This is a genomic window from Carnobacterium sp. AT7 (genome assembly GCF_000171855.1).
In the GTDB taxonomy this organism is placed as follows: domain Bacteria; phylum Bacillota; class Bacilli; order Lactobacillales; family Carnobacteriaceae; genus Carnobacterium_B; species Carnobacterium_B jeotgali.
This window is the reverse complement of record NZ_ABHH01000008.1, coordinates 57801-79766: the sequence shown is the minus strand read 5'-3', so window position 1 is coordinate 79766 and position 21966 is coordinate 57801. Positions and strand designations below refer to the sequence as shown.

The 21966-nt window shown below is 34.6% G+C and carries 19 protein-coding genes and 1 pseudogene; 19 read left to right on the top strand and 1 reads right to left on the bottom strand.

Going from position 1 to position 21966, the window contains the following annotated elements; all coding sequences use genetic code 11:
- Window positions 1-52 precede the first annotated feature (52 nt).
- From CAT7_RS04885 to recD2, 7 genes are all read left to right on the top strand, one after another.
- Window positions 53-583 carry a haloacid dehalogenase gene (locus CAT7_RS04885; RefSeq protein WP_007722594.1) on the top strand — a complete coding sequence of 177 codons (531 nt, stop codon included), beginning with the start codon at window positions 53-55 and terminating at the stop codon, window positions 581-583.
- Entirely contained in the window at window positions 580-2871 is a 2292-nt protein-coding gene (gshAB, locus tag CAT7_RS04880) for a bifunctional glutamate--cysteine ligase GshA/glutathione synthetase GshB (RefSeq protein ID WP_007722592.1), read from the top strand. Before CAT7_RS04885 ends, gshAB begins: the two co-directional genes overlap by 4 nt.
- A gap of 97 nt (window positions 2872-2968) precedes the next feature.
- The gene (locus CAT7_RS04875) at window positions 2969-4117 is read left to right on the top strand and encodes a cysteine desulfurase family protein (RefSeq protein ID WP_007722590.1); all 1149 of its coding nucleotides are present in this window, start codon (window positions 2969-2971) and stop codon (window positions 4115-4117) included.
- 143 nt (window positions 4118-4260) lie between these two features.
- The gene (locus CAT7_RS04870) at window positions 4261-4602 is read left to right on the top strand and encodes a cysteine desulfurase (RefSeq protein WP_007722588.1); all 342 of its coding nucleotides are present in this window, start codon (window positions 4261-4263) and stop codon (window positions 4600-4602) included.
- A gap of 183 nt (window positions 4603-4785) precedes the next feature.
- Window positions 4786-5910, top strand: a complete 1125-nt coding sequence (gene mnmA / locus CAT7_RS04865; protein WP_007722586.1) for a tRNA 2-thiouridine(34) synthase MnmA — start codon at window positions 4786-4788, stop codon at window positions 5908-5910.
- Between the two features lie 181 nt (window positions 5911-6091).
- Window positions 6092-6772, top strand: coding sequence for a tetratricopeptide repeat protein (locus tag CAT7_RS04860; RefSeq protein ID WP_007722584.1), 681 nt, complete (start codon window positions 6092-6094; stop codon window positions 6770-6772).
- A gap of 47 nt (window positions 6773-6819) precedes the next feature.
- Window positions 6820-9324, top strand: coding sequence for an SF1B family DNA helicase RecD2 (gene recD2, locus CAT7_RS04855; RefSeq protein WP_007722583.1), 2505 nt, complete (start codon window positions 6820-6822; stop codon window positions 9322-9324).
- 115 nt (window positions 9325-9439) lie between these two features.
- Here the strand turns inward: recD2 and CAT7_RS04850 are convergent, their stop codons facing one another.
- Window positions 9440-10390, bottom strand: a complete 951-nt coding sequence (locus CAT7_RS04850) for a diacylglycerol/lipid kinase family protein (protein WP_007722582.1) — start codon at window positions 10388-10390, stop codon at window positions 9440-9442.
- 174 nt (window positions 10391-10564) lie between these two features.
- On the opposite strand from CAT7_RS04850, the gene CAT7_RS04845 reads away from it, so the two are divergent.
- From CAT7_RS04845 to CAT7_RS04790, 12 genes and pseudogenes are all read left to right on the top strand, one after another.
- Entirely contained in the window at window positions 10565-11440 is an 876-nt protein-coding gene (locus CAT7_RS04845) for a YitT family protein (RefSeq protein WP_007722581.1), read from the top strand.
- 344 nt (window positions 11441-11784) lie between these two features.
- Entirely contained in the window at window positions 11785-14433 is a 2649-nt protein-coding gene (alaS, locus tag CAT7_RS04840; RefSeq protein ID WP_007722580.1) for an alanine--tRNA ligase, read from the top strand.
- Window positions 14434-14754: 321 nt separating this feature from the next.
- Window positions 14755-15021, top strand: coding sequence for an IreB family regulatory phosphoprotein (locus CAT7_RS04835; protein ID WP_007722578.1), 267 nt, complete (start codon window positions 14755-14757; stop codon window positions 15019-15021).
- Window positions 15021-15443, top strand: coding sequence for a Holliday junction resolvase RuvX (gene ruvX, locus CAT7_RS04830; RefSeq protein ID WP_007722577.1), 423 nt, complete (start codon window positions 15021-15023; stop codon window positions 15441-15443). The genes CAT7_RS04835 and ruvX overlap by 1 nt, the downstream gene beginning before the upstream one ends.
- Window positions 15444-15508: 65 nt before the next feature.
- On the top strand, window positions 15509-15823 hold the full coding sequence (locus CAT7_RS04825) for a DUF1292 domain-containing protein (RefSeq protein WP_007722576.1): 315 nt from the start codon (window positions 15509-15511) through the stop codon (window positions 15821-15823).
- 177 nt (window positions 15824-16000) lie between these two features.
- Window positions 16001-17152, top strand: coding sequence for an endolytic transglycosylase MltG (gene mltG / locus CAT7_RS04820; RefSeq protein WP_007722575.1), 1152 nt, complete (start codon window positions 16001-16003; stop codon window positions 17150-17152).
- A gap of 89 nt (window positions 17153-17241) precedes the next feature.
- A pseudogene (udk, locus tag CAT7_RS04815) lies at window positions 17242-17891 on the top strand (uridine kinase).
- Between the two features lie 201 nt (window positions 17892-18092).
- Window positions 18093-18566: a transcription elongation factor GreA gene (gene greA / locus CAT7_RS04810; protein ID WP_007722569.1), complete on the top strand. Its 474-nt coding sequence runs from the start codon at window positions 18093-18095 to the stop codon at window positions 18564-18566.
- A gap of 164 nt (window positions 18567-18730) precedes the next feature.
- Window positions 18731-19465 (top strand): cell wall-active antibiotics response protein LiaF, encoded by a 735-nt coding sequence (gene liaF / locus CAT7_RS04805; protein ID WP_007722567.1) that lies wholly within the window; start codon window positions 18731-18733, stop codon window positions 19463-19465.
- Window positions 19462-20544 (top strand): sensor histidine kinase, encoded by a 1083-nt coding sequence (locus CAT7_RS04800; protein ID WP_007722566.1) that lies wholly within the window; start codon window positions 19462-19464, stop codon window positions 20542-20544. The genes liaF and CAT7_RS04800 overlap by 4 nt, the downstream gene beginning before the upstream one ends.
- Window positions 20541-21173, top strand: coding sequence for a response regulator transcription factor (locus tag CAT7_RS04795; protein WP_007722563.1), 633 nt, complete (start codon window positions 20541-20543; stop codon window positions 21171-21173). The genes CAT7_RS04800 and CAT7_RS04795 overlap by 4 nt, the downstream gene beginning before the upstream one ends.
- Before the next feature lie 51 nt (window positions 21174-21224).
- Complete coding sequence (locus tag CAT7_RS04790) at window positions 21225-21884, top strand: potassium channel family protein (RefSeq protein WP_007722561.1); 660 nt, start codon at window positions 21225-21227, stop codon at window positions 21882-21884.
- Window positions 21885-21966: the final 82 nt, after the last annotated feature.

Sequence of the window (21966 nt, the reverse complement as noted above, 5' to 3'; positions counted from 1 at the left end):
AAGTTGGAACAGTGTATAAATGAAGAATTTTCACCAGAAAGAAGGCTAAAATATGACTAAATTATCTCCATTTGAACAAGTTCAAGAGTTTCATGAAGTGTTTGGTAAACGGCAAAAAAAAGAACCACAAGCGTTAACGCCAGAAGAAGCCGTTAAGCGAGCAAATTTTACAACAGAAGAACTGTTAGAATTTTTGTATGCTAGCGTAAAAGGAGATATAATACAATTCGAAGCATTGGTTTCAGAATGGAAGAATGCAACTGAAGAGTCTTTAGCTAAAATAAAAGAGCATCCTAAAAAGGTTTCAAGCCGTTTAATCGGTCAATTAGATGCGTTAACCGATGCAAACTACTTCAATTATGGTTCATTTGTTCTTATGGGTATTGATCCTGATCCTATTTTCTCTATTGTGCATCAAGCAAATATGGGAAAAATTTTTCCAGACGGTAAACCGCGATATAGAAAACCAGATGGAAAAGTAATGAAACCAGCTAGTTGGGAAAAGGAATTTGCTCCTGAGCCGAAAATTCGAGCAGAAATTGAGCGACAAATAAATAAGTTAGATGAGGGAATAGTAAAATGAAGACTGTTAAACAACTAATACAAGAAATAGATATAAATGAAGCTTTTTATCAAGCGGTTTTTGGAATTGAAAAAGAGGGGCTAAGAGTAACCTCAAATGGACAACTTGCTTTAACAAAGCACCCGCAAGAATTTGGAAATAGAAATTTCCATCCGTATATTCAAACAGACTTTAGTGAATCTCAATTAGAATTGATTACTCCTCCATTGCCGTCCATTCAAGAGAGTTACAACTGGATGGCAGCAGTGCATGACGTTGCGCTTCAAACAATCCCTCTTGATGAATCAATTTGGCCAATCAGTATGCCAATGGTTCTACCGGATGAAGCTATTATTCCTATTGCTAAGTTGGATAAAAAAGAAGATGTTAAATATAGAGAAGTCTTGACGCACAAATACGGTAAGAAAAAACAAATGATTAGTGGAGTGCATTACAATTTTGAATTAGATGATCAGCTGATTTTGCGCTTATATGAAAATCAAACTGATTTTTCAGATAAAAATTCATTTAAATCAATGCTTTATTTGAAACTAACAAAAAATTTCTTGCGTTATCGCTGGCTTTTAACCTATTTATTGGGCGCTTCTCCTACCGTGGATGATTCTTTTTTCACAGATCAAGAAATTCCGCAAAAGTATGTTCGAAGTATCCGCAGCAGTCATTATGGGTACGTTAATCAATCTGAAGTGTCAGTTTCATTTAATTCACTTGAAGACTACGTGCACAGCTTGCAAGATATGGTTAAAAAAGGATATTTATCCGAAGAAAAAGAATTTTACTCAGCTGTTCGTTTTCGTGGAGTACATCAAGCGGAAGAATTATTGACGAAAGGTATTTCTTATCTTGAACTGCGTAGTTTTGATTTAAACCCTTTTGATCCATTTGGTATGTCAAAACAAACGATGGAATTTATTCATCTTTTTTGTTTGTACATGATTTGGATCGATGAAACTGCCACTGAAGATGAAATTAAAACTGGGGAAGAAATGAATGGTCTAACGGCAATGGAACATCCAGAAGAAACTTCTAAGTTTCAAGAAGAAGGATTACAATTGTTAGAACAAATGGAACAAATGCTTCAATCAACAAATGGTTCAAAATCAGCATATAGCTGTATTCAAGAAGCTAGAAAGCAAATGGTTGATCCTAAACGAACGATTGCTGCTCGTATGATAAGCGGTATAGAAGAAGAGGGTTCATATATCGCATTTAGTCTAGCATTAGCAAAACAGTATAAAAAAGAAGCAGTTAAGAGACCTTATAATTTAACAGGTTTTGAACAATTAGAGATGTCTACTCAACTCTTGCTATTTGATGCGTTGCAAAAAGGGATAAAAGTTGAACTATTAGATGCTCAAGATCAATTCTTGAAGTTAACCTTTAATCAACATATTGAATATGTTAAAAATGGAAATATGACATCTAAAGATTCCTATATTGCTCCACTAATTATGGAAAATAAAACTGTAACCAAAAAAATTCTTAATGCAGCAGGATTCCGTGTTCCTGCAGGCGAAGAGTACACAACTCTTGTAGATGGGATAGCAGCATTTTGGCGGTATGAACAAAAACAAATTGTTGTAAAACCTAAATCGACTAATTATGGATTAGGAATTTCTGTATTTAAACAAACACCTTCTAAAAAGGATTATGAAAGAGCGCTTGAAATAGCCTTCAAAGAAGACAGTGCTGTATTAGTTGAAGAGTATATACCTGGAACAGAATACCGTTTCTTTGTTTTAGATGGAGAAGTTCCAGCGATTTTGCTGCGGACACCAGCAAATGTTGTAGGAGATGGACAAAAGACAATTAAAGAATTAGTTGCTATCAAAAATGAAGATCCATTGCGTGGAGAAGCGAAACACCGTTCTCCGCTCGAAAGAATAGAGTTAGGCGAAATCGAACAGTTAATGTTAAAAGGACAAGGGTATACAGTAGAAAGCATTCCTGAAGCAGACAGCATTGTTTATTTGAGAGAAAATTCAAATATTAGCACAGGAGGCGACTCAATTGATGTTACAGATGAGATTGGGGAAAGCTATAAGCAAGCAGCTATCGAGATGTCTCGAATAATTGGTGCTAAAGTAAGTGGAATTGATTTGATTATTCCAGATCCAACGATTCCAAGTACCCAAGAACATTTAGGGTATACAGTGTTAGAAGCGAATTTTAACCCTGCTATGCATATGCATGCTTATGTTTACAAAGGTAAAGGTCGTCGATTAACCATGGGTATTCTAAAAATGTTATTTCCAGAACTATGGGAAATGGAAACGACTAATCAATAAATTAACTTACTCAAAATAAGTGGGTTGTTGATTAGAGCAAAAAGTGATAAAATTTAAGGATTATAAGTTTAGATCAATAAGGGAGGACTATCTTAAAATGGAAAGAATGTATTTTGATCATGCCGCAACTAGTCCTATACACCCAGAAGTTATTGAAGTTGTTTATGAAGCAATGAAAAATCACTATGGAAATGCATCTAGTATCCATAATTTTGGAAGAGATAGTCGCCGTATTGTGGATAATGCTCGAATGGTTTTTGCTAAAAGCATTGGCGCTAAACCAAGTGAAATCATTATTACTAGTGGTGGGACAGAATCTGACAACACTGCAATTATTGAAACAGCTTTAAAAAGAGAACAAGAAGGAAAACATATCATCACCTCTGCTGTGGAACACCACGCTGTTTTGAAGCCGATGGAATACCTTGAAAAGCTGGGTTTTGAAGTAACGTATTTGCCAGTGGACAAAAAAGGTCAAGTTGACCCAAAATTAGTTGAAGAAGCTTTAAGACCAGATACGATTTTAGTTTCTATTATGTATGCGAATAACGAAGTTGGTACAGTAATGGACATCGCAAAAATAGGTGCTATTATTGCTGAAAATGAATCAACAGCGTACTTTCATACAGATGCTGTTCAAGCTTATGGAACAGAAGATATTGATGTTAAAAGAGACCACATCGATTTATTATCGGTTTCAGGCCATAAAATCAATGGACCTAAAGGAATAGGCTTCCTCTATGTGAATGAAACAATTCATTTACCTAGTTTTATGCTTGGTGGAGAACAAGAAAAAAAACGCCGAGCAGGAACAGAAAATATACCAGCAATCGCTGGATTACAAAAAGCAGTAGAGATTATTCAGCCTCAAAGAGAAGACCGTCGATTAAAATACCATGAATTACGGAAGCAACTTATTGAACAACTGAATCAAGCGAATGTAGTATTTGAAGTGAATGGAAATCCCGATAGCCAGCTGGAACATATCGTGAGTTTATGGTTCGAAAACGTATCAGCTGAACAACTACTAATGAGTCTAGATTTAAGTGGAATAGCTGTTTCATCCGGTTCAGCATGTACTGCTGGAAATATTGATCCAAGTCATGTTTTAATTGCAATGTATGGTGAAAAGAGCCCTATCATAGCTGAAACGATTCGGATAAGTTTTGGACTTGGAACAACTTCAGAGCAAATCAGTTATTTAGCAGAACAGTTGATAAAAGTGAGTTCACGATTGAAAAAATAAACGGTTATGAATTGGATAAATGAGTAGAGAATCTGAGATGTTTCAGATTCTCTACTTTTTTTGTGGAAAAAGAGCTAAACGCTATGGTATAGTAATAATGAAAAGGGTTACGAATAAGGATAAAGAAAAAGCGAGGGAATAAGATGGCATTTGAAAAGAAAGCAGCTTTACTAGGAGCCAATGAGCAATTTCAGGTAAATCCTGATGTGAAAAAATATACCTTGAGAGATAATGGTTTTGAAGAAACCAAAAAGGGGAATTTCCAATTGATTCGCACAATGGATGCTAACTTGACAAGCAATCAAGGTGTGAAATTGAAAATCGTTGTTTCAGACGATTTAACACAATTAAAACTTTCAGTAACGACAGGAAATGGATTGCGGACGGTAAATATCTACAATGGGGATGCTTATAAAGAAACGCGCGAAAAAGTAGCCTTTACCTTAGCAGATCTTGTTGAACGTGGTGTGCTAGTAAAAGGATAAGAAATAAAAGAATCGAATATATCAAATAAACAGGAGAGGTGTCTCAGTATTTTTTGAGCATGTCTCCTATTTGGTTTGAGCAGCTTGATTTCTGACTAAAAGTTAGTATAATGATAAGGACTGGAAAAATACGACCTTCAAATCGTAAGATTTTCAGAATCTATTTGAAATGATGGTGATGTAATGCAAGACAATAGCAAGACTCGTGTCGTAGTTGGTATGAGCGGTGGTGTTGACTCATCCGTTACAGCTTTAGTGTTAAAACAACAAGGCTATGATGTGGTGGGAATTTTTATGAAAAACTGGGATGATACCGATGAGTTCGGTATGTGTACAGCGACGGAAGATTACAATGACGTTGCACTTGTAGCAAATCAAATTGGTATTCCCTATTATTCAATTAACTTTGAAAAACAATATTGGGATAAAGTGTTTACCTACTTCTTAGAAGAGTACAAAAAAGGCCGTACGCCTAACCCAGATGTAATGTGTAATAAAGAAATCAAATTTAAAGCTTTCTTAGATTACGCTATTGAACTGGGGGCTGACTATGTTGCTACTGGTCATTACGCTCAAGTAGAACGTGATGAAAATGGTGTTACTCATATGCTAAGAGGAGTAGATAACAATAAAGATCAAACTTACTTCTTAAATCAATTATCACAAGAACAATTAGCTAAAACGTTATTTCCTTTAGGTGGCATGCAAAAACCTGAAGTACGCAGAATCGCTGAAGAAGCAGGACTAGCTACTGCTAAGAAAAAAGATTCTACAGGCGTTTGTTTCATTGGAGAACGTGATTTTAAAAAATTCTTGATGACTTATTTACCAGCTCAACCGGGTAATATGATGACTGTAGATGGTGAAATAAAAGGACAACATGATGGATTAATGTATTATACGATTGGTCAACGTCAAGGTTTAGGTATTGGCGGCGGTGGAAAATCAAGTGATCCATGGTTTGTTGTTGGAAAAGACTTAGAAACGAATACTTTATACGTAGGTCAAGGGTTTAATCATGAGTGGTTATTAGCAACTCACTTAGAAGCTTCTGATCTTCATTTTACAACGAATGAAGAAAAATCGCGTGTGTTCAAATGTACAGCGAAGTTCCGTTACCGCCAAGCGGATACGGGCGTAACTGTTCACTTGAATGAAGATGGAACAGCAGCTACAGTGGAATTTGACGAACCAGTACGTGCGATAACTCCAGGTCAAGCAGTTGTTTTTTACGACGGCATGGAATGTTTAGGTGGCGGCACGATTGATGCAGCTTACAATGAAACAAAAGAACTGCAATATGTTTAAAATTTAATAGACTGCAAAAAGCTAGGAGCACAACACTCCTAGCTTTTTAGTGTACATAGCACATTAAATTGGTTTAGATGAAAAAAATTAGTGTTAATTTAAATAGAAAACAATGTCATCAGTAGAATCCAATAGGAATTTGGTGTAAAATAGTTAAAGTTGCAAGAAGGAGGAGATAAGTATGAATCGAAACCATGAAGCTTTTCAGCTATGGGAAAAAGGTGAGTTTAACGAAGCCATTCAATTACTTATAGAAGAAATAAATGATAATCCTGCCAATAGCGATAGTTATTATAATTTAGCGACTATGTTTATTCTGGGGAAAAAATATGAAGATGCTAAAGCAATATTAGAAACAGCAATTGAAAAATATCCTGAAAATTCAATTTTTGTTTATGCCTTTGGAAATTTATATTACGAGATTGAAGATTACTCGACCTCTTTAACGTATTTTAATCAAGTTATTCAATTTACTGAAACACCATTAAAAAAAGATGCTATGGTAATGATTGGGCAGAATTTTTTAGCCTTAAATCAATCTAAAAAAGCCTTAGCTTATTTCTTAAGTGCTTATGAAGAAGACCCTTTGGATTTAACGGTAATCTTAATTATAGGAAATACTCTAATGGAGACGGGTTCATTTAATGAAGCAAAACATTATTTTGAATTAAGTATCGAACAAGCACCGAAAAATGATGAAGCTTGGTTTAAACGTGGTGTAGTTGGGATGGCATTAAAAGAAGAAGACCATTCTGTTAAGCACTATTTCGATAAAGCAAAAGAATTAAATCCTATAACATACGGTAAACGACTAGAACAGTTACAATCCATAGAGGCTGTAATGAAAACTCAAAAAGAGTGAGTGGTTTGATTAGTTGAGATAGAAAGGGTGGTGGTAGGAAAGTGGTTATGCAAGACAATTTAGATTTATTTGCAGGAGATCCACCCTATTTTGTAGGGCAAGTTGCTGCAATTTTCTATCAAAACCCGACAAATTTTTATAAAGTTATTTTAGCACGAGTAGTCGATACGAATAGTTCCTTTGCCGAAAAAGAAATTGTGATAACGGGAAACTTTGGACAAATTCAAGAAGATGAGACCTATCGTTTTTTTGGTCAATTGACTGATCACCCAAAATTTGGCATGCAATTCAACGCAGAACGTTACAGCCAAGAAAAACCAACTTCAGCAGAAGGTGTAATTGCTTATCTTTCAAGTGATAAATTTCCTGGAATAGGAAAAAAAACAGCTGAAACAATTGTTGAACTTTTAGGGGATGATGCAATTGATCAAATCAGTGCTGACGAAACAGTTTTAGCTAAGATTCCTGGATTAAATGACAAGAAAAAAGAAGTTATTGTTAATATGATCCGTTCAAGTAATGGGATGGAAAAAATCATTATTGGATTAAATGATTTTGGTTTTGGAAGTCGATTAGCCTATACGATTTATCAAACGTATCAAGCAGAAACCTTGGAGGTCATTCAAGAAAATCCGTATCAGTTGATAGAAGATATTGATAACATTGGGTTTAAAAAAGCAGATGCGATTGCAGAGAATCTTGGATTTGCTGCTGATTCTCCTGGACGTATTCAAGCGGCTATTTTATTTTCGCTCAATGAATTGTGCCTCAGTGAAGGAAATACGTATACATTAGCAGAGCCGTTACTAAACGAAACGATAAGAGTGTTAGAAGAAAGTCGTTCATTCATTATTGAGCCTGATCTAGTTGCGAAAGAATTATTGAATTTGATTGAAGAAAATAAATTAATTGAAGATGCTCATAAGTTGTATATCAACTCTTTATATGCAGCCGAATGGGGAATTGCAACATCAGTAAAACGCTTGATGGAAAATAGTAAAAAAATTAATTATCCTGCACATAATGTTAAAAAAGAAATTCGTAAAATGGAAAAAAGATTGGGTATCCAGTATGGCAATTCACAAATTGAAGCCATTGAACAAGCTGTTACTTCATCATTATTTATTTTAACTGGTGGACCAGGAACAGGTAAAACGACTGTATTAAACGGTATTGTCAATTTATTTGCAGAACTTAACGGTTTATCGTTAGAACTAGATGACTATACGGATAAAATTTTTCCTATTCTTTTAGCGGCACCAACCGGGCGAGCTGCTAAACGGATGAATGAATCTACTGAATTACCAAGTAGTACAATTCATCGCCTTTTAGGATTAAATGGTCAAGAAAAACCAACTGCTGAGCTTTCTGATAGAGAATTAGAAGGTGGTTTATTGATTGTAGACGAAATGTCGATGGTAGATACGTGGTTAGCAAATCAATTGTTAAGAGCTGTCCCACAAAATATGCAAGTTATCTTTGTAGGGGATAAAGATCAATTGCCTTCTGTTGGTCCTGGTCAGGTCTTACATGATTTAATCAGAGCCAAACAAATTCCTAGTAGAGAATTGACCGAAATTTACCGACAAGATGACGGTTCTTCAATTATTCCCTTGGCTCATGCAATAAAAGAAGGGCAATTACCGGCCGATTTTACCAAAAATAAAAAAGATCGCTCTTTTTTTCAATGCAATACGTATCAAATTGAACCGGTTATTCGCCAAGTTGTAGAAAAGGCTAAAGAAAAAGGTTTTACTGCTCAAGATATTCAAGTGTTAGCACCTATGTATAGAGGGCCAGCCGGGATAGATGCGTTAAACAAAATGATGCAAGAAATTTTCAACCCGAACCCTTCTGGCAGGAGAAAAGAAGTTAAATTCAATGAAAAAAGTTACCGCATAGGGGATAAAGTTCTTCAATTAGTAAATTATCCAGAAATGAACGTATTTAATGGGGATATGGGAGAAATTGTTGGAATCAATCTGGCTAAGGAAACAGAAGATAAAGTAGATGAAATCGTTATTCAATTTGATGCCAATGAAGTCGTCTATAAACGAAATGAATGGATAAAAATCACTTTAGCTTATTGTTGTTCAATCCATAAATCCCAAGGATCAGAATTCAAAATGGTTATTCTGCCAATGGTTCAAAATTATCATCGTATGTTAAGACGCGATTTACTTTACACTGCTATAACGAGAAGCAGTGAGTTGCTTATTTTATGTGGTGAACCGACTGCATTTGAAGATTGTGTAGCTAAATCTTCAGCAACTAGATTAACAACATTAGCCGAGCGTCTATTGGAAGAGAAAAAACAACAAGTAGAACTAGTTGTAAATGTAAAATCAGTTTCAGATAAAGAAAAAACAGTAACTAAAGCAACTGAACCAGAAGTAGCTGCTAATACTTCTGAGCAGTTATCATTAGCGAGTGATAAAACTGAAGTTATAGACGATAAACAGCCAAAAAATTATCGTCTGACGATAGACATGATTCAATCCAATGCGGTTGATCCAATGATTGGAATGGATGGTATTGTGCCTGGTCTATAAAATAAAAAAGAGTTTCAGAAGAGCAATCTTCTGAAACTCTTTTTTATTTAGGCTCTTTATCAAATAGTATGGGTGCCTCAAACACTGCTTAATCGCTAAAGCGATTCTTTACTAGCTATAACCAAAAATATCGTGAGCTAGTTTTGAGTTGAAAATCAATCGGCTGAACAATTAGTTCTTCACCATCGGCATTTGAATCAATTGTTGATGGCGTTTTAAGTGAGATAGCCTCCGCTTGATAATAGTACACATCTTTATAATATAAATGTTTCCCTCCAAAAAGCATTAACGCGAAAAGATAGAGAAGATTCATAAAAGACCGCTTAGGCAAAATAATCAAATCTAGTTTTCCGTCTGTTTGAGAAGCTTTTGGAGAGACAGGAATGCCTCCACCAAAATAAGGATGATTGTTTACAATAACTAAAAAAGCATCCTCGAAGGTTTTTACTTTTCCATCCGTGGTAATGGTTAAGGGGAAGACAGCTTGCTCAAAGAAAACTTGAACTAAGCTGGCAAAATAAACCAGAGAACTAAAACCTAATTTGTTTAAAAAAGTTTTAGATGGAGAATGATTGGCTTTTTTTACAACGGCAGCATCAAACCCAATGCCAACATTATTTACGGCAAATCCTTTAAGTTGTTGATTATGATCATAGTATTGAATGATATCTAACTTTTTCGCATGTTGAGTTGTTAAAATTTGGTCTAAAGCTTTCGCAGGATTTTTAGAGATACCTGTTCCACGAGCGAAGTCATTGCCTGATCCAGCAGGAATATACCCAATTGGGATGTGAGCAAATTCTTCCCCTAAGCCTGTAAGAACTTCATGCAAGGTTCCATCTCCGCCAATGACAATAATCAATTGAGTTTCAGTTGGTTGTTGGCTGATCTCTTGCACTAAAGTTTTAGTGATTTCGACAGTATGACCAGGATAAGTCGACTTATGTAACTGAAATCGAATGTGCTTACTTGTCAGTATTTTACAAATTTTTTTACTGACGTTTTTTCCTTTACCAGAACCAGATAATTCATTTATGATGAGGTGATAATTTTCGTGTGCAGACATGAAGACTCCTTTGTCTTAAATATTTATTATTGCGTCAACTTTCATTATAAAGCAAACGAAAATGAAATTTGCGAAAAAATCATGAGAAAATAATAAAAGTCTGCCGTAAATAAGATTGAAGTGTTAGAATGAACAAGGATTTTGTTTCATTGTTAAGAAAGGATGACTATATTCATGAAGAAAACATTATTATCAAATAAATATACATTAGGAGCACTTGATATTCTCTATATTGTAGTTGGCTCGTTTATTGCAGCTGTTTCATTTAATGCGCTATTATTGCCTAACTTAATTGTCTCAGGAGGAGTTAGCGGAGTCAGTACAATTACAAGCAGTGTATTCAACTGGGATCCTTCCATTGTGCAATTAGCTTTTAATATCCCTTTGCTTTTAATTTGTTTTGTATTCTTAGGGAAAGAAGCAGGGTATAAAACGATTCTTGGGAGTTTAATTTTACCCGCATTTATTGGCATGCTTGATTTTATAAAACCATGGACAGATACTCCATTGTTAGCTGCTTTGTTTGGCGGCATCATTACGGGTATTGGTTTAGGTATCGTTTTTAGAGCAAAAGCTTCAACTGGAGGCACTAGTATTATAGCTCAAGTTATACATGAGTATTTAAAGTTACCTTTAGGTATGAGTGTAGCTTTAATTGATGGTTTAGTCATAATCTGTGCTTTACTTGTATTTGATGGAGAAGTTGTGATGTATTCGATCATTTCATTATTTGTCATTAGTCGCACGATTGATGTTGTTCAAGTTGGATTCAATCATTCTAAGACAGTTATGATCATATCTGAGTACCCAGCTGAAGTGAAACAAGCCATTTTTAGTGTAGTTAATCGTGGAGTGACCAATTTAGGTATTAAGGGTGGATATGGGAACTCAGATAAGGAAATGTTAATGTGTGTCGTTGCAGAACAAGAATTTACACTTTTAAAAGATACAATCTTAGATGTGGATGAAAATGCCTTTGTAGTTGTGATGAGCGCCAGTGAAGTATGGGGACGCGGATTTACGCTCGCTAAAGAAAAGACTATTATTTAAAGGTTCTTAGCAAATAAAGTACTTTTATTCATTGACAATTGTGATAGATTCTCCTATACTTTAAACGTACTAAGGATAAATTAGTTTAATCACTTGTTTAAAGAAAAGTTTTCCTAGGCTGAAAGAAAACTAACAATATTAAATAGATGCTCCCTTAATAAAATAGTAGAAATACTATCGTTTCTCACGTTATCGAGACTTAAGAGGTAATGAACTGTCGAATGACATCATTGCAAACAAGGTGGTACCGCGAATTTTTCGTCCTTGTCTGGCAATGCTGTTGTTGGACTTTTTTTGTGCTTTTTTTTACAACAACCAGATTTAAAATTGAAAGGAAGAATAAAATGAGAAGATTATCAAGTAACGAAGTTCGTCAATTATTTTTAGATTTTTTTGAATCAAAAGGGCATAAAGTAGAGCCTAGTGCGTCACTAGTCCCTTTTGAAGATCCTACATTATTGTGGATAAATTCAGGAGTAGCAACTTTGAAAAAATATTTTGATGGTTCTGTAGTTCCTGAAAACCCAAGAATTACGAATGCACAAAAAAGTATCCGTACGAACGATATTGAAAATGTCGGTAAAACTGCTCGCCACCATACTTTATTTGAAATGCTAGGAAATTTTTCTATTGGAGAATATTTTAAAGAAGAAGCTATTGAATGGGCATGGGAATTTCTAACTGAGGAAAAATGGCTAGGATTAGACCCTGAAAAATTGTATGTAACAGTTTATCCTGAAGATACAGATGCGAAAATGATTTGGAAAGAAAAAATTGGATTAACGGATGATCACATTATAGATGTTGCCGATAATTTCTGGGACATTGGTGCTGGTCCAAGTGGTCCGGATTCTGAGATTTTTTATGATCGCGGTGAAGCGTTTAATGATTTAGCTGAAAATGATCCGGAAAATTATCCAGGTGGAGAAAATGAACGCTGGTTGGAAATTTGGAATTTAGTTTTCTCTGAGTTCAATCATAAACGTGATGGAACTTATGAACCATTACCTAATAAGAATATTGATACAGGTATGGGATTAGAGCGTGTTGTCTCAATTTTACAAGATGCCCCAACAAATTTTGAAACGGATTTATTTATGCCAATCATTGAAAAAGTACAAGCATTGAGCGGAATCAAAAAATATGGTGAAAATGCAACAGACGATATTTCCTTTAAAGTTATTGCGGATCATGTCCGTGCAGTGAGCTTTGCTATTGGCGATGGCGCTTTGCCTTCTAATGAAGGACGCGGATACGTATTGCGTCGCTTGCTACGTCGTGCGGTTATGCATGGTAAGAAATTAGGCATTGATAAAGCCTTCATGTTTAAGTTAGTCCCAGTTGTTGGAAATATTATGAATAGTCATTATCCTGAAATTTTAGAACAAGAAGAGTTCATTGTTAAGGTAATCAAGAATGAAGAAGAACGATTCCATGAAACAATCAATGATGGATTAACAATTTTAAACGAACGCATCAGTGAATTAAAAGTTAATGGAGAAAAAACGATTGCAGGGTCTGACATCTTTAAGTTATATGATACTTATGGATTCCCAGTCGAGTTGACTGAAGAATTTGCACAAGATGAAGGTTTTGAAGTAGATCATGAAGGTTTTGAAATCGAAATGACTGCTCAAAGAGATCGTGCTCGTGCTGCTCGTAGCGGTGAAAAATCAATGGGTATTCAAACAAAATTATTTGCAGGCCTAAATGACGAAAGTCTTTTTGTAGGATACAATAAAACTACAGCTATGGGAATACTAGCAGTTATTGCAACAGATGAAGCACTTGTAACGACAGCTAAAACCGGTGAACAAGTTCGTTTGATTTTTGACCAAACACCATTTTATGCTGAAATGGGCGGACAAATTGCGGATAAAGGAATAATCAAAGATACAACAGGTAAAATTGTAGCAAAAGTTACAGATGTTAAAAAAGCTCCAGCAGGACAACCACTTCATACAGTAGAAGTACTAGAGAGTTTAACGGTAGGAGAAACGTACAAACTTGAAGTTGATGAAACTTTAAGAAATAAAATTACTAGAAACCACACGGCTACTCATTTATTGCATCAAGCTTTAAAAGATATTTTAGGCGAACATGCGAACCAAGCTGGTTCATTAGTAACTCAAAACCATTTGCGTTTTGACTTTACACATTTTGGTCAAATCACACAAAAAGAATTGAACGAAATGGAACAAATTGTAAATGAAAAAATTTGGGAATCTCTTCCAGTTGTAACCGTAGAAACTGAAATTGCTAAAGCTAAAGAAATGGGAGCTATGGCGTTATTTGGTGAAAAATATGGAGATCTGGTTCGCGTTGTAAATGTTGGCGATTATTCGATTGAGTTATGTGGTGGGGTTCATGTTAGCAATACAAGTGAAATCGGTATCTTTAAAATCATTTCTGAATCAGGAATAGGCGCAGGTGTTCGCAGAATTGAAGCTGTAACAAGTGAAGCTGCTTACAACTTGCTACAAACAGAACAAAAACGCTTGAACGCTGTAGCTGATTTAGTAAAAGCTCAACAAACTCAAGATGTAGTTACGAAAGTGCAACAGTTACAAACCGAATTAAAAGAACTACAAAAAGAAAATGAATCATTGCAAGCAAAATTAGCAAGTGATCAAGCTGGTGATATCTTTAAGAATGTACAAGAAGTTAATGGAATAACAGTTGTTTCCGCTGAAGTTGATGTGAATGATATGAATCAATTGCGCCAATTAGCTGATCAATGGAAGCAAAAAGCTGTTTCAAACGTTTTAACTTTAGGTTTTTCAAAAGATGGAAAAGTTAATCTGCTAACAGCTGTTGATGATGCAACAATTAAAAAAGGATTTAAAGCCGGTGACTTAATCAAAACGATTGCACCACTTGTTGGTGGTGGCGGTGGTGGACGACCTGATATGGCTCAAGCAGGCGGTAAGAATCCAGCAGGTTTACAAGATGCGTTAGCTAAAGTGACTGAATGGGTAAACGAAAAAAAATAAATGTGTGCATTTAAAATGGGTAACATCATTATCGACTAAACTTAAAAAAGAGGCTGGGGAAAAAATCCCAGCCTCTTTTTTATATAGGACTGTTTATTCTAAAACAGAACCGACGTCTACTTTAAGGATAATACTCGATGGTCGATGAACATAATGCACTTATTCGTCCCAGCGATTTGGTTCTAAATGCTTTTTTCCGCTCTCTCAATTTTAAAAAGAAAGAATTAACCGTTTTCTGATATTCATTTCTGATAATCATTGTAGTTTAAAGTGCTTTCTTGTAAAATAAGAGTAGATGTTACAGAAATTGAGGTGTAGACCATGAGTTCAACAGATGAAACAGTACGTTTTAACGTTGGTGACAATAGTGAAAAAAGTGTAAAAGAAACTTTGAGTTTAGTATATGATGCTTTAGAAGAAAAGGGATACAATCCAATCAATCAAATCGTTGGTTACTTGCTTTCAGGAGACCCTGCTTATATTCCACGTCATAAAGATGCTCGAAATTTGATCAGACGCCATGAACGTGACGAAATCGTTGAAGAAATTGTAAAGACCTATTTGAAAGAGAGTGGACATAAAGCTTAATGAGAACAATGGGATTAGATGTTGGTTCAAAAACTGTTGGTGTAGCCGTTAGTGATCCGTTTGGCTGGACAGCACAAGGAATTGAAATCGTTAAAATTAATGAAGCACAAGAAGAATATGGCATAGACCGAATTGGTGAATTAATCGCCATTCATGAAGTCACAAAAGTTGTAATCGGCTTGCCTAAAAATATGAATAATTCTATCGGTCCTCGGGCCGAAGCTTCTTTGCGGTATGCTGAATTGGTCAAAGAAACATTTGGATTACCAGTCATCTTACAAGATGAACGGTTAACAACTGTTCAAGCTGAAAGAATGTTGATAGAAGAAGGCAATACGTCTAGAGCAAAAAGAAAAAAAGTTATTGATAAGGTAGCGGCGGTTATGATTCTTCAGAATTACTTGAATCAAAATCAAAACTAGCAATTCAATGAATAGTACGCTAAAATAGAAAAGAAACTTATCTCATATTAAAGGAGTGTTGACCAATGTCACATGACCACAATCACGACCATGATCACGAACACGATCACGATCACGAACATATTACCTTAGTAGATGAACAAGGTAATGAACAATTATACGAAATTTTATTTACATTTGATTCAGATGACTATGGAAAATCTTATGTCTTTGTTTATCCTGCTGGAGCTAGTGAAGGAGAAGAAGTAGAACTTGAAGTTTACTCTTTCATCGAAACTGAAACTGGAGAACAAGGCGAGTTAAAACCAATTGAAACTGAAGAAGAATGGGATATGATTGAAGAAGTATTAAATACATTCTTAGCAGATGAAGAAGAATAATCTTATTCATTAAATGATGTAATTATGTGTAAAATGCATAGAAAAGTTGACAAATTTAATTTGTCAGCTTTTTTTTGTTCTCATGAACTCTGATATCATGTATAATGATACAAGTTAGTGTCATAGTGAAAGAGAAAAAAACAAGTAAATAGTTGTTATAGTTAGGAGGGTCGCTTCTTGTCAAAAAGAAAAAAGAACAGCAAGACGAAAGATCAAGGAGAAGCAAGTGTTAATTTAACTAGTATGGAAAGTGGAAGACAAAAAGAGACAACACTGGTTAAGAAAATTGTACTTAGTATTTTAGCGGCATTTATCCTACTTTTAATCCTTTTTGGCGTGATGGGGTACCAGTATGTTACGACGTCTTTAAAACCTCTGGATAAAGAGAATAAAACGGAAACACTAGTTGAAATTCCATCAGGATCTAGTTCTAAAGCTATTGCAGGTATTTTACAGGATGAAGGTATCATAAAAAGTGCTACCGTGTTCAGTTATTACATCCGTATGAATAACGAAACAGGTTTTCAAGCTGGGAATTATGAGTTTTCTCCATCTATGACTCTTGATTCAATTATTGATCAACTTCAAGAGGGTGGGACGGCTTCGAAATACGAAGGGACTAAAATCCTAGTCAAAGAAGGCACTTCAATTGATCAAATTGGAGATGTTATCGCTGAAAATACGGAATACAGTAAAGAGGATTTTTTAGCAGTCATTCAAAATGAAGCTTTTTTAACAAAAATGCAGACTAAGTTTCCTGAATTACTAACCTCTACTATGGAAGCTGAGAATACTAGGTATGCTTTGGAAGGTTATTTATTTCCAGCTACTTACGATTTTCCTGAAGAGATGACATTAGAAGAGTTGGTTGAGAAAATGATCAGCACAATGGATGAAGTTATGCTAGAATTTTATCCTAAAATTAAAGAGTCTAATCGGAGTGTGCAGGATATCTTAACGATTGCTTCATTAGTCGAACGAGAAGGGTTCACATTAGAAGACCGTAAGTTGATTGCTGGAGTTTTTAATAATCGTTTAGCAATTGACATGCCTTTACAAACGGATATAGCTGTTCTATATGCTTTGGGAGAACACAAAGAATACGTGTCGTTAAAAGATATTGAAGTTGATTCTCCTTATAATTTGTATATCTATCCGGGATTTGGTCCAGGACCTGTTAATAGCCCAAGTGCAGATGCTATAAGAGCAACTTTAGAACCCACTGATTCAGACTATATTTATTTTCTAGCCGATATGAAAACAGGTAAAATTTATTATGCTGAAACATATGAGCAGCATCTTCAGTATAAAGCAGAATATGTTGATTAATAAAGCGATAGAATGAATGGTAAAAAAAAGAATTAATAAAGCATTGAATCAACTGATTCAATGCTTTTCACAAGAAAAGAGGAATAAGTATGACAGACAAAAAAAGACCAATAGTGATTGGCGTTACTGGTGGATCTGGTAGTGGAAAAACTAGTGTAAGTCGTGCAATTTATAATCAATTTACAGGTCATTCTATTTTAATGTTAGAACAAGATTTTTATTATAAAAATCAAGATGACTTATCCTTTGAAGAACGGTTAAAAACAAATTATGACCATCCATTTGCTTTTGATACGGATTTACTTATTCAGCACTTAGAAGATTTGATCACTACAAAGCAATTGAAAAGCCAGTCTATGATTATGCTGCGCATACTAGAAGTAAAGAAATTATCATTCAAGAACCTAAAGAGGTTATTATCCTTGAAGGAATTTTAATTTTAGAAGATCCACGATTAAGAAAATTAATGGATATAAAAGTATACGTAGATACAGATGACGATATACGTATTATTCGCCGAATCAAACGAGATATAGAAGAGCGAGGCCGTACACTTAATTCAGTAATCGAACAATACTTAACGGTCGTAAAACCAATGCACCACCAATTTGTTGAACCTTCTAAAAAATACGCCGATATTATTATTCCAGAAGGCGGAACGAACCAAGTAGCTATCGACTTGATGACAACTAAAATTAGAAGTATCTTAGTTGAAGAACTAACTGGAACAAACAATTAAGTTTTTATTCGAAAAGTAAAACACACTAAAAGCCTTACTGTAAGTATGATAGTTAAATTAAAACTTTGGACGAATTAGCATTTTTTGTTTACAAATGACATTCAACATGGTATCTTTTCAATGTTGAAAAGATAATTACGCTTTCAACTAAATAGTGAAAGCATGAGTCAGATATGATTCTAAAAAAGGAGATCGCATTAAATGATTGAGAAAGTATATCCAATGACGTTAGATGGCAAAAAAAAGTTAGAAGAAGAATTAGAATATCTTAAAACGGTTAAGCGTAAAGATATTGTAGAAAGAATTAAAATTGCTCGTAGTTTTGGAGATTTATCTGAAAACTCTGAATACGAATCAGCAAAAGATGAACAAGCTTTTGTCGAAGGTAGAGTAACAACTATCGAAAACATGTTGCGTTTTTCTGAGATTATTGATAACTCAAAAACGGCAGCAGATGAAGTTTCATTAGGCAGAAAAGTAACTTTTATTGAATTGCCTGATGGTGATGAAGAAGAGTATACGATTGTTGGTAGTGCTGAAGCAGATCCATTTAAAGGATTGATTTCAAATGATTCACCAATTGCTAAAGCTTTAATGGGCAAAAAAGTAGGTAGTGAAGTAACTTTTGCTACACCAGGTGGAGACATGTTTGTTAAAATTGTAGAAATTAGCTAAGCCAATCACGTTTAAATAAAAGCTACTCGTTTTGAGCAGCTTTTATTTTTTTTTTTGAATATACATCTTTAGTCTCAGTTAGAGTTCATGCTAAAGAACATTACATAATAGATAAAAAACGGTATACTGAATAAAAGAACGTGTGCAAAGGGGACGTAAAGGACATGAAAAATAATTGGAAATGGTTCTTATTAATTGAATCTCTCTTACTGATAGTAGCATTGTATCAGCTGATTAATAATTTATTTCTATTAGGGCTTCTGGTTATTGGATGCTGGTTAATGTTTTTAGGCCGAAACCAACAGAAAAGAAAAAAAAGAATGTATTTGATTAGTGGCATATTTTTGTCAGTGCTTTCAATCATGTCTCTTGGCGGTTTTTGGTATATGTCAATAGTAGCCGTTATCTTTTTTTATATGAATTATGGGAAAGTATTTTCCAAAATGGATACGTTTAATTTTCAACAAGCCCCATGGAATGAAAAAGAAATTGTAGTTGTTGAAACGACAGATAGCCTACCAAAGGATGCAAAACGGTTTAAACGCAATTGGATAGGAAATGAAAGAATCGGCAGTTCAATTTATGAATGGGATGACATTAATTTTTCGATTCTTATGGGAGATACAATTATTGATTTAGGAAATACGATTTTGCCTAAAGATGAAAACTATATTGTTATTAGGAAAGGGTTTGGAAAAACTCGTATTTTAGTCCCAATAGGTACAGGTATTATGATAGAGCATAGTGCCATTAAAGGAAAAATTGCTTTTGAAGATCACTATTATACGTTGGAAAATGAATCGATTAAAATGTATAGCAAAGACTATGAAAATCAAGCCAGAACATTAAAAATAGTCACAAATGTCTTTGTAGGAGATTTAGAGGTGATTGCGATATGAAACAAAAAGTGATTAGTTCACTTTTTTTCACGAGCAGTTCAATTGTTTTTTTATTGTCTTTTGCTGTTATAATTAGTTATAGTTATGCTAATTCTTCTCAAAGCTGGTATTTAGATGTTTTTACAACTCGCTTTTTTTATATCCCCTTTATTTGGTATTTGCTAGCGGTCTCAGCAGTAATTGGTCTAGCTTTAACATTAGGGGTTTATTATGTGAACAAACGCCAGTGGCAGCAAATTGAGGAGACTTTGCACGCTCTTGTTAAGGGAGATTATTCAAAAGAGTTATTCGCTCAATTGCTGGCTAAAAATGAAGAGGATTATTTTTTCTCAGATGATTTAAAAAAAGCACTCGTTGATATTCGAGAAAAATTAGTCATTTTAGCAAATGAAGCGCAAATAAATAACAATACATCAAATTCTATTAATGGACAGACTAAAGAGGAAATATTGGTTTCTGAGCGTCACCGGCTGGCACGTGAGTTACATGATTCTGTTAGTCAGCAACTTTTTGCGGCAATGATGATGTTGTCTGCTTTAAATGAACAAATGGACGAATCAAGTGGCGTGTTACAAAAACAAGTAAAACTAATAGAATCTATTGTGAATGAAGCTCAGGCAGAAATGCGGGCCCTTTTGCTTCATCTAAGACCCGTCAATTTAGAAGGCAAGTCCTTGAAAAAAGGAATCGAACAACTTTTAAATGAAATGAGTACGAAAGTTCAAATTGAATTAAAATGGGATATTGATGATGTTTCGTTAACAAATGGAATTGAAGATCATCTATTCCGAATTGTTCAAGAATTGCTTTCTAACACGCTGCGTCACTCGAAAGCTAAGGGGTTAGAAGTTTACCTTCAAGTAATAGATCAATCAGTCTTGCTAAGAGTCATTGATGATGGAATTGGATTTAATACAACAGAGAATAAAGCTGGAAATTACGGATTGCAAAATATTAATGAACGAGTGTTGGGCATGGGTGGAACATGTAAAATCATCAGTTTTAAAAATAAAGGAACAAGTGTTGAAATAAAGATACCACTGATGGATACGATTGAAAAAGGGGTGGAAACGATATGATTAAAGTACTATTAGTCGATGATCACGAAATGGTTCGATTAGGAGTTTCGTCTTATTTATCTATTCAAAGTGATATAGAGGTCATAGGAGAAGCAGAAAATGGCAAAATTGGATATGAAAAAGCACTAGAATTGCGCCCAGATGTTATCTTAATGGATTTAGTGATGGATGTAATGGATGGAATTGAGTCTACAAAAGCTATAATGAAGGATTGGCCAGAAGCAAAAATAGTGATTGTAACTAGTTTTATTGACGATGAAAAAGTCTATCCTGCACTTGAAGCAGGAGCCGCTAGTTATATTTTGAAAACATCAACAGCGAGTACGATTGCCAATGCAATTCGCTCTACATATAAAGGCGAAATCATACTTGAACCTGAAGTAACAGGTAAAATGATGGCACGTCTCACTAAAAAACAAGTTCATCAGTTACATGATGATTTAACCAATCGGGAACAAGAAATTTTAATGTTAATTTCTCAAGGGAATTCCAACCAAGAAATTGCAGATGCGCTTTTTATAACGCTTAAAACAGTTAAAACACATGTTTCAAATATTTTAGCTAAATTAGAAGTGGAAGATAGGACACAAGCAGCTATTTATGCGTTTAAACACCATTTGATTGAATAAAAGTAAGTTAATTAATTATAGCGACTAAGTATAAGAAAAGCTGGTGAAAAAATGAAAAGAAATTTTGCAGTTATTGGGTTAGGACGTTTTGGGAGCAGTATTTGTCGAACATTAGTTGAAAGTGGGCATGATGTATTGGCTATTGATTCTAACGAAGATAAAATAAATGAATACATGAATATCGCTACACATGCAGTAGTAGCAAATGCGCAAGATGAAAGTGTCTTGCGCTCATTAGGGATTCGGAATTTTGATCATGTGATTATAGCTATTGGTGAGGATATCCAAGCAAGTATTTTAATTACGTTGATGATTAAAGAAATGGGAAATCCATATATAACTGCTAAAGCACAAAATGAATACCATGGAAAAGTGCTGGAAAAAATAGGCGCAGATCATGTTATTCATCCTGAAAGAGATATGGGTATTCGGATTGGACATCATTTGGTTTCACGTAACGTAGTCGATTATTTAGAATTATCGGATAAGTACTCATTAGTTGAATTAAAAGTGACGAATCCAAAATTCTTTAATAAAACACTTCTTGAATTGAATTTTAGACAACGTTTTGGTTTAAATGTAATTGGTATTCGAAGAGGACAAGAAATGATCATTTCTCCTGCAGCTGATGCGATGATTAAAGTCAATGATACCTTAATGATTGTCGGTGGAATCAAAGAAATTGACTGGCTAGAAGGTCAAATGCCTTAGAGATAGTGGTTATTAATCTATCTTCAAAGGATACCTTTAGCCCCTTTAATGTGTTAGAATTAATAGGAATGATAAGTCCTTA

Bases quoted from the DNA above. Each gene is read 5' to 3' on its own strand.
- CAT7_RS04885 (WP_007722594.1), top strand. From the start codon at position 53: ATGACTAAATTATCTCCATTTGAACAAGTTCAAGAGTTTCATGAAGTG.
- gshAB (WP_007722592.1), top strand. From the start codon at position 580: ATGAAGACTGTTAAACAACTAATACAAGAAATAGATATAAATGAAGCT.
- CAT7_RS04875 (WP_007722590.1), top strand. From the start codon at position 2,969: ATGGAAAGAATGTATTTTGATCATGCCGCAACTAGTCCTATACACCCA.
- CAT7_RS04870 (WP_007722588.1), top strand. From the start codon at position 4,261: ATGGCATTTGAAAAGAAAGCAGCTTTACTAGGAGCCAATGAGCAATTT.
- mnmA (WP_007722586.1), top strand. From the start codon at position 4,786: ATGCAAGACAATAGCAAGACTCGTGTCGTAGTTGGTATGAGCGGTGGT.
- CAT7_RS04860 (WP_007722584.1), top strand. From the start codon at position 6,092: ATGAATCGAAACCATGAAGCTTTTCAGCTATGGGAAAAAGGTGAGTTT.
- recD2 (WP_007722583.1), top strand. From the start codon at position 6,820: ATGCAAGACAATTTAGATTTATTTGCAGGAGATCCACCCTATTTTGTA.
- CAT7_RS04850 (WP_007722582.1), bottom strand. From the start codon at position 10,390: ATGTCTGCACACGAAAATTATCACCTCATCATAAATGAATTATCTGGT.
- CAT7_RS04845 (WP_007722581.1), top strand. From the start codon at position 10,565: ATGAAGAAAACATTATTATCAAATAAATATACATTAGGAGCACTTGAT.
- alaS (WP_007722580.1), top strand. From the start codon at position 11,785: ATGAGAAGATTATCAAGTAACGAAGTTCGTCAATTATTTTTAGATTTT.
- CAT7_RS04835 (WP_007722578.1), top strand. From the start codon at position 14,755: ATGAGTTCAACAGATGAAACAGTACGTTTTAACGTTGGTGACAATAGT.
- ruvX (WP_007722577.1), top strand. From the start codon at position 15,021: ATGAGAACAATGGGATTAGATGTTGGTTCAAAAACTGTTGGTGTAGCC.
- CAT7_RS04825 (WP_007722576.1), top strand. From the start codon at position 15,509: ATGTCACATGACCACAATCACGACCATGATCACGAACACGATCACGAT.
- greA (WP_007722569.1), top strand. From the start codon at position 18,093: ATGATTGAGAAAGTATATCCAATGACGTTAGATGGCAAAAAAAAGTTA.
- liaF (WP_007722567.1), top strand. From the start codon at position 18,731: ATGAAAAATAATTGGAAATGGTTCTTATTAATTGAATCTCTCTTACTG.
- CAT7_RS04800 (WP_007722566.1), top strand. From the start codon at position 19,462: ATGAAACAAAAAGTGATTAGTTCACTTTTTTTCACGAGCAGTTCAATT.
- CAT7_RS04795 (WP_007722563.1), top strand. From the start codon at position 20,541: ATGATTAAAGTACTATTAGTCGATGATCACGAAATGGTTCGATTAGGA.
- CAT7_RS04790 (WP_007722561.1), top strand. From the start codon at position 21,225: ATGAAAAGAAATTTTGCAGTTATTGGGTTAGGACGTTTTGGGAGCAGT.